General features: G+C 70.2%; 7 protein-coding genes. 5 read left to right on the top strand and 2 right to left on the bottom strand.

Features of this window, described 5'->3' with window-relative positions:
* Positions 1-365 precede the first annotated feature (365 nt).
* The 4 genes from eno to ACFXBC_RS31475 all read left to right on the top strand — a co-directional run bounded on the left by eno (position 366) and on the right by ACFXBC_RS31475 (position 4,058).
* Entirely contained in the window at positions 366-1,655 is a 1,290-nt protein-coding gene (eno, locus tag ACFXBC_RS31490; protein WP_385032213.1) for a phosphopyruvate hydratase, read from the top strand.
* Between the two features lie 128 nt (positions 1,656-1,783).
* Positions 1,784-2,260, top strand: coding sequence for a septum formation initiator family protein (locus ACFXBC_RS31485; RefSeq protein ID WP_385032210.1), 477 nt, complete (start codon positions 1,784-1,786; stop codon positions 2,258-2,260).
* A 162-nt stretch (positions 2,261-2,422) separates the two neighbouring features.
* On the top strand, positions 2,423-2,971 hold the full coding sequence (locus ACFXBC_RS31480) for a DUF501 domain-containing protein (RefSeq protein ID WP_385032207.1): 549 nt from the start codon (positions 2,423-2,425) through the stop codon (positions 2,969-2,971).
* Between the two features lie 91 nt (positions 2,972-3,062).
* Positions 3,063-4,058 carry an exopolyphosphatase gene (locus tag ACFXBC_RS31475; protein WP_385032203.1) on the top strand — a complete coding sequence of 332 codons (996 nt, stop codon included), beginning with the start codon at positions 3,063-3,065 and terminating at the stop codon, positions 4,056-4,058.
* On the opposite strand, the gene ACFXBC_RS31470 is transcribed toward ACFXBC_RS31475, so the two are convergent.
* Together ACFXBC_RS31470 and ACFXBC_RS31465 are read right to left on the bottom strand one after the other, a co-directional pair.
* Positions 4,043-4,312 (bottom strand): type II toxin-antitoxin system RelE/ParE family toxin, encoded by a 270-nt coding sequence (locus ACFXBC_RS31470; RefSeq protein WP_385032200.1) that lies wholly within the window; start codon positions 4,310-4,312, stop codon positions 4,043-4,045. The genes ACFXBC_RS31475 and ACFXBC_RS31470 overlap by 16 nt on opposite strands.
* Positions 4,309-4,581 (bottom strand): type II toxin-antitoxin system Phd/YefM family antitoxin, encoded by a 273-nt coding sequence (locus ACFXBC_RS31465; RefSeq protein WP_385032197.1) that lies wholly within the window; start codon positions 4,579-4,581, stop codon positions 4,309-4,311. The genes ACFXBC_RS31470 and ACFXBC_RS31465 overlap by 4 nt, the downstream gene beginning before the upstream one ends.
* 623 nt (positions 4,582-5,204) lie before the next feature.
* Between ACFXBC_RS31465 and ACFXBC_RS31460 the strand changes: the two genes are divergently transcribed.
* A complete protein-coding gene (locus ACFXBC_RS31460) occupies positions 5,205-6,620 on the top strand; it encodes an NAD(P)/FAD-dependent oxidoreductase (protein WP_385032194.1) in 1,416 nt (471 codons plus the stop codon).
* Positions 6,621-6,708 lie beyond the last annotated feature (88 nt).

The raw sequence follows: 6,708 nt of genomic DNA, 5'->3' as shown, positions 1-6,708 counted from the left end.
GGACCGGGGCGCTCGGCACCGTGGCGGAGTCGATGGGCGGGCGGGTAACCCGCCCCCCCGGGGGCGGACCCCGGGCCCCCCCCCCCCCCCGCGGGGGGGGTGCGCGCGGCGGCCCCCCCCCCGGGCCCCCCCCGGCGGGGGTCTCTCCGCCGGGGCCGCATCCCGGCCCACAGCTCGGCCGACGGGGGGCCGCCAGCGGGTTACCGCCTGGTAGGTATGCTGACTTTCATACTGTCTTGCGATCTTTTGGGCCCTTTTTCGTCCCAGGGTCCGGGCGCCCTGCCGACTGAGCCCCCCGGGCCGGTTAGGCTCTTGGCGCAAGGCCAAAGAGACCCTGCGCCCATAGCGTCACATCCCAGAAGGAGATGCTAGTGCCGTCCATCGACGTCGTCGTAGCCCGGGAAATCCTGGACTCCCGAGGCAACCCCACGGTCGAGGTCGAGGTCGGCCTCGACGACGGCAGCACGGGCCGTGCCGCCGTCCCGTCCGGCGCCTCCACCGGTGCGTTCGAGGCCATCGAGTTGCGCGACGGTGACCCCAACCGCTACCAGGGCAAGGGTGTCGAGAAGGCAGTCCTCGCCGTCATCGAGCAGATCGGCCCGGAGCTCGTCGGCTACGACGCCACCGAGCAGCGCCTGATCGACCAGGCGATGTTCGACCTGGACGCGACGGAGAACAAGGGCTCCCTCGGCGCCAACGCCATCCTCGGCGTCTCGCTCGCCGTGGCGCACGCCGCTTCCGAGGCTTCCGACCTCCCGCTCTTCCGCTACCTGGGCGGCCCGAACGCGCACCTGCTGCCCGTTCCGATGATGAACATCCTGAACGGCGGGTCGCACGCCGACTCCAACGTCGACATCCAGGAGTTCATGATCGCGCCGATCGGCGCCGAGTCCTTCTCGGAGGCGCTGCGCTGGGGCGCCGAGGTCTACCACACCCTCAAGAAGGTCCTGAAGACCAAGGGCCTGTCGACCGGCCTCGGCGACGAGGGCGGCTTCGCGCCGAACCTGGAGTCGAACCGCGCCGCTCTCGACCTCATCATCGAGGCCATCAAGGAGGCCGGTTACGCGCCGGGCAAGGACATCGCGCTCGCGCTCGACGTCGCCGCCTCCGAGTTCTACAAGGACGGCACGTACGAGTTCGAGGGCAAGTCCCGCTCGGCCGCCGAGATGACCGAGTACTACGAGGAGCTCGTCGCCTCGTACCCGCTCGTCTCCATCGAGGACCCGCTGTACGAGGACGACTGGGACGGCTGGAAGGTCATCACCGACAAGCTGGGCGCCAAGGTCCAGATCGTCGGCGACGACCTCTTCGTCACCAACCCGGAGCGGCTGGCCCGCGGTATCGAGGAGGGCTCAGCCAACGCCCTGCTCGTCAAGGTCAACCAGATCGGTTCGCTGACCGAGACCCTGGACGCCGTCGAGCTGGCCCAGCGCAACGGCTTCAAGTGCATGATGTCGCACCGCTCCGGCGAGACCGAGGACGTCACCATCGCCGACCTCGCGGTCGCCGTGAACTGCGGCCAGATCAAGACCGGCGCCCCGGCCCGCTCGGACCGCGTCGCCAAGTACAACCAGCTGCTGCGCATCGAGGAGATCCTCGACGACGCCGCGGTCTACGCGGGCCGCTCGGCGTTCCCGCGCTTCCGCTCCAACTGATCGGGCCGCAGCACCGCATAGCTGAATCAGCTGAATCAGCAGCGAAGGCGCAGCCACGCGCAGCCGTCCCCGTACCCGGTCCCGTACCGTGTCCGGGGACGGACGTGCGTGTGTAACGGGGAGGCGGCATGGCAGGGAACCGGGACCGGTTCTCCACCGCGACCAGACTCAGGGTGCTCGGTGAGCAGACCGCGGCCCGTGTCTACCGCTCCCAGTCCAGGCGCCAGGCGCGCAGACCCCGGCTCACCGGCCGGGCGGCGATACTGCTGATGGTGCTCTGCACCCTGGTGGTGGCGCTCGCCTACCCGATGCGGCAGTACGTGTCGCAGCGGGGCGACATCGCCGACCAGCGGCGCCAGGTCAGCGACGCGAAGGCGCGCGTCGAGGAGCTGCGGGACCAGAAGGCCCGCCTCCAGGACAACGCGTACGTGGAGCGGCTGGCCCGTGAGCAACTGCACTTCGTGCGGCCGGGGGAGACCAACTACACCATGGTCGACCCCGACTCCCGCACCCAGCACTCCGCGGGCAAGGGCGCCGCGGACCGGCCGTGGTACTCCAACGTGTGGGACGGCGTGGACAGCGCGGACCGCACCAAGGCGCCGTAGCCCGGGGGCGCCGGACCTCCGGGCCACGGACCGGTGGTGCCTCGTCGGCCACCGGCTCCGCGTACGCCCCGTAAGCACGCGCCCCGTGCACCGGCACCCCGCTCCACCGGCACACCCGCCCCACCCCCATCCCCTTCACAGCCACTCAGATCCAAGGCAGGCATGGAAACGCCCCCTCCGCAGACCGAACGTACCGAGCCCACCGACGCGGACATCAGCGCGTTCAAGGAGCAGCTCGGCCGACCGCCCCGCGGGCTGCGCGCCATCGCGCACCGCTGCCCGTGCGGCAACCCGGACGTCGTCGAGACGGCCCCGCGTCTGGAGGACGGCACGCCGTTTCCGACGACGTACTACCTGACCTGCCCGCGTGCCGCCTCCGCGATCGGAACGCTGGAGGCGAACGGGGTGATGAAGGAGATGACCGAGCGGCTGGGCACCGACCCGGAACTGGCCGCCGCCTACCGGGCCGCACACGAGGACTACCTGGCGCGCCGCGACGCCATCGAGGTCCTGGAGGGCTTCCCGAGCGCGGGCGGGATGCCGGACCGGGTCAAGTGCCTGCACGTCCTGGTGGGCCACTCGCTGGCCGCGGGGCCGGGCGTCAACCCGCTGGGGGACGAGGCGATCGCGATGCTGCCCGAGTGGTGGGCGAAGGGCCCGTGCGTGCCGCGGGCGCGGGACGGCGAGGGCTCCGCCCCGCTGGGCGACTGAGGATCGGGGCCGGGCGGAGATGGCTCCGCGCGGCCCGGTGACTGAGGATCAGGGCCGGGACGGAACCCCGGCCCCACGAGAGGACACCCATATGACCCGCGTCGCTGCCATTGACTGCGGCACGAACTCCATCCGTCTGCTCGTCGCGGACGCCGACCCCGCCACCGGTGAACTCGTCGATCTGGACCGGCGGATGACCATCGTCCGGCTCGGCCAGGACGTCGACCGGACGGGCCGGCTCGCCCCCGAGGCGCTGGAGCGGACCTTCGCGGCCTGTACGGAGTACGCCGAGGTCATCAAGGCCCATGGCGCCGTACATCTCCGCTTCGTCGCCACCTCGGCGTCCCGGGACGCCGAGAACCGCGACGAGTTCGTCAGCGGGGTGCGCGACATCCTCGGTGTCGAACCCGAGGTGATCACGGGAGACCAGGAGGCCGAGTTCTCCTTCACCGGCGCGACGAAGGAGCTGGCCGGCCAGGGCGGCGAGTACCTGGTGGTGGACATCGGCGGCGGCTCCACCGAGTTCGTCGTCGGGGGCGAGGGCGTCAGCGCGGCCCGCTCCGTGGACATCGGCTGTGTCCGGCTCACCGAGCGGCATGTCCGGCACGACCCGCCGACCCTCGGTGAGATCACCGCGATGCGCGCCGACATCGACGCCGCGCTGGACGAGGCGGCGCAGACGGTCCCGCTCTCCGGGAACCGCACGCTGGTCGGCCTCGCCGGTTCGGTGACCACCGTCGCCGCCATCGCGCTGGGGCTCGACGCGTACGACTCGACCGCGATCCACCACTCACGGATCACCGCGGCCCAGGTCGGCGAGATCGCCGGGAACCTGCTGATCTCGTCCCACGACGAGCGCGCGGCGATCCCGGTGATGCATCCGGGGCGGGTCGACGTCATCGGGGCGGGCGCGATGATCCTGCACTCCGTGATGAAGCGGACCGGAGCCCGCGAGGTGGTCGTCAGCGAGCACGACATCCTGGACGGCATTGCGTCGCATCCCGCACCCCCCCACGAGTCCCCCTCGCCCGAGAGGCGGCCCGCTCTCACAGCGCACCGGGCCGCCTGTTCTCAGATGTTGCGGTAGACGTCGCGCCGGTCGCCGATCTTGACGACGAGGATGATGAGCTCGCCGTCTTCGACCTGATAGGCGACCCGGTAGCTGCCGACCCGGAGCCGGTAGAGGCCCGACGGGCCGGTGAGTTTCCTGATGTCGGCGTCCTCACGGTACGGATCGTCGCCGAGCGTGGTCAGCGCCGCCAGGATGCGCATGGCGGCAGGCCGGTCGATGGCCCGAAGTTGCCGCTGTGCGGCTGTGGTGAACCGGAACGCGTACTTCACGCCGCGTCGTCGGTGCGGTCGGCGAACAGGTCTGCCAGCAGCTCAGCCATAGGCACCGTCGGGCCGCCCTGGGCCAGGACCGCTTCCGCCTCCCGGGCCAGCAACACGTCGGCTGCTTCCTCCAGCGCGTTGAAGTCCGCGATCGGCACCACGGCCGCGACGGGCTCGCCGTTGCGGGTGATCACCGTAGGTGTGCCCTCCTCGGCACGATTGATGTGGTCCGCCAAGTGCGCGCGGGCTTCCCGTACAGTCACAGTGCTCTCGGCCATAAAGGAAGTGTACGCACGATTGTGTACACGTGCACGCCTCGGGAGTGAGTGACGCTTTGGAGGCGATGCCCGACGGCATCGCGTGGAGCGTCGCCCGGGATGCCGGATAGCGGCGTCTGCCGTGGGGGCGGAGCGGCGCCTGCGGTGGGTGCCGGTGGACTGCCATAGCCGTCCCGGTCACCGGTCCTGACGATCGGGACGACTCTTTGGGGAAGCCGTTCCGAGGGCCCCGATGACAGCGTTGTCAGCCTTTCGGGGCCGCCTCCGAGGCCCTCCGCGCCACCGGCCGCCGGAAAGTTCGTGAAGTTCTTCACAAGGAATTGGGGCCTGTCGGCCGAAGATCTCAGGACTTGGGCCCCTGCCGGAGGCCCGTAGCCTTCATTTCCGTGGACTGCGGGCCGTTTCCAGCGTGTTGCGGGCAGATGACCGCGGGTCGTGGTCCACCGGGCGTGAGAGCGTGAGGGCCAGCTCAAGAGGGGTGGACAACGTCCACCGGGGCGTGCTGGTTCCCCGGTACGGGAGTGACCTCCGTCATGCGGGCCGCGCAGTGTAGCAGAGGTGCCACCCGACCTTGTGAAGGGGCGCACGAGGTACCCCCTCCCAGGAGGTGGATACTCGATGCCATGAGCACCACGGAGCGTCCCAGGATCCTCGTAGTTGGAGGCGGGTACGTAGGCCTGTACGCAGCTCGACGCATTCTCAAGAAGATGCGCTACGGCGAAGCGACCGTCACGGTCGTGGACCCGCGCTCGTACATGACGTACCAGCCCTTCCTCCCCGAAGCTGCTGCCGGCAGCATCTCGCCTCGGCATGTCGTCGTCCCGCTGCGACGCGTGCTGCCCAAGGCCGAGATCCTCACCGGCCGAGTCACCACGATCGACCAGGACCGCAAGGTCGCCACGGTCGCGCCGCTCGTCGGCGAGGCCTACGAGCTGCCCTTCGACTACCTGGTCATCGCGCTCGGCGCGGTCTCCCGCACCTTCCCGATCCCCGGCCTCGCCGAGCAGGGCATCGGTATGAAGGGTGTCGAGGAGGCGATCGGCCTGCGCAACCACGTCCTCGAACAGCTCGACAAGGCCGACTCGACGACCGACGAGGACGTCCGCCGCAAGGCGCTCACCTTCGTCTTCGTCGGCGGCGGCTTCGCAGGCGCGGAGACCGTCGGTGAGGTCGAGGACATGGCCAGGGACGCCGCGAAGTACTACACCAACGTCAAGCGCGAGGACATGCGCTTCCTGCTGGTCGACGTGGCGGACAAGATCCTTCCCGAGGTCGGGCCGAAGCTCGGCGCGTACGGCAAGGAGCACCTGGAGTCCCGCGGGGTCGAGGTCTACCTCAAGACCGGTATGGACTCCTGCGTCGACGGTCACGTGGTGCTGAACAACGGCCTTGAGGTCGACGCCGACACGCTCGTCTGGACCGCCGGCGTCAAGCCGAACCCGGTCCTGGCCCGCTACGGTCTGCCGCTCGGCCCCCGCGGCCACGTGGACACCTCCGAGAAGCTCCAGGTGCAGGGCACGGACTACATCTGGGCCGCGGGCGACAACGCGCAGGTCCCGGACATGGCCGCCCGCAAGGCCGGTGTCGAGAACGCCTGGTGCCCGCCTAACGCCCAGCACGCGCTGCGCCAGGCGAAGGTCCTCGGCGACAACGTCATCTCGGGCATGCGCGGCTTCCCGCAGGGCGACTACGAGCACGCCAACAAGGGTGCGGTGGCGGGCCTCGGCCTGCACAAGGGCGTCGCGATGATCGTCATGGGCAAGATGAAGATCAAGCTCAAGGGACGTCTCGCCTGGTACATGCACCGTGGTTACCACGGCCTCGCGGTGCCGACCTGGAACCGCAAGATCCGCGTCGTCGCCGACTGGACGCTCGCGATGTTCCTCAAGCGCGAGGTCGTCTCGCTCGGCGCCATGGAGACTCCGCGCGAGGAGTTCTACGAGGCGGCCAAGCCGGCACCCCGTCCCGCGGCAGCCGTTCCCGAGCCGGGCAAGCCCGACGCCGGGACGAAGTCCGACGCCGAGAAGGCCAAGGCCTGACCCGGTAGCACAGCAGGTTCGTTCAGGTCCGAGGGGGGGGCCCCCCCCCCGGGGGGGGGGGGGCCCCGCGCCGTGGAGGGACACTTGT

This window comes from Streptomyces sp. NPDC059398, from assembly GCF_042751845.1.
In the GTDB taxonomy this organism is placed as follows: Bacteria; Actinomycetota; Actinomycetes; order Streptomycetales; family Streptomycetaceae; genus Streptomyces.
Note: the sequence above shows the minus strand (reverse complement) of the source record. Positions and strands in the feature narration are given on the sequence as shown.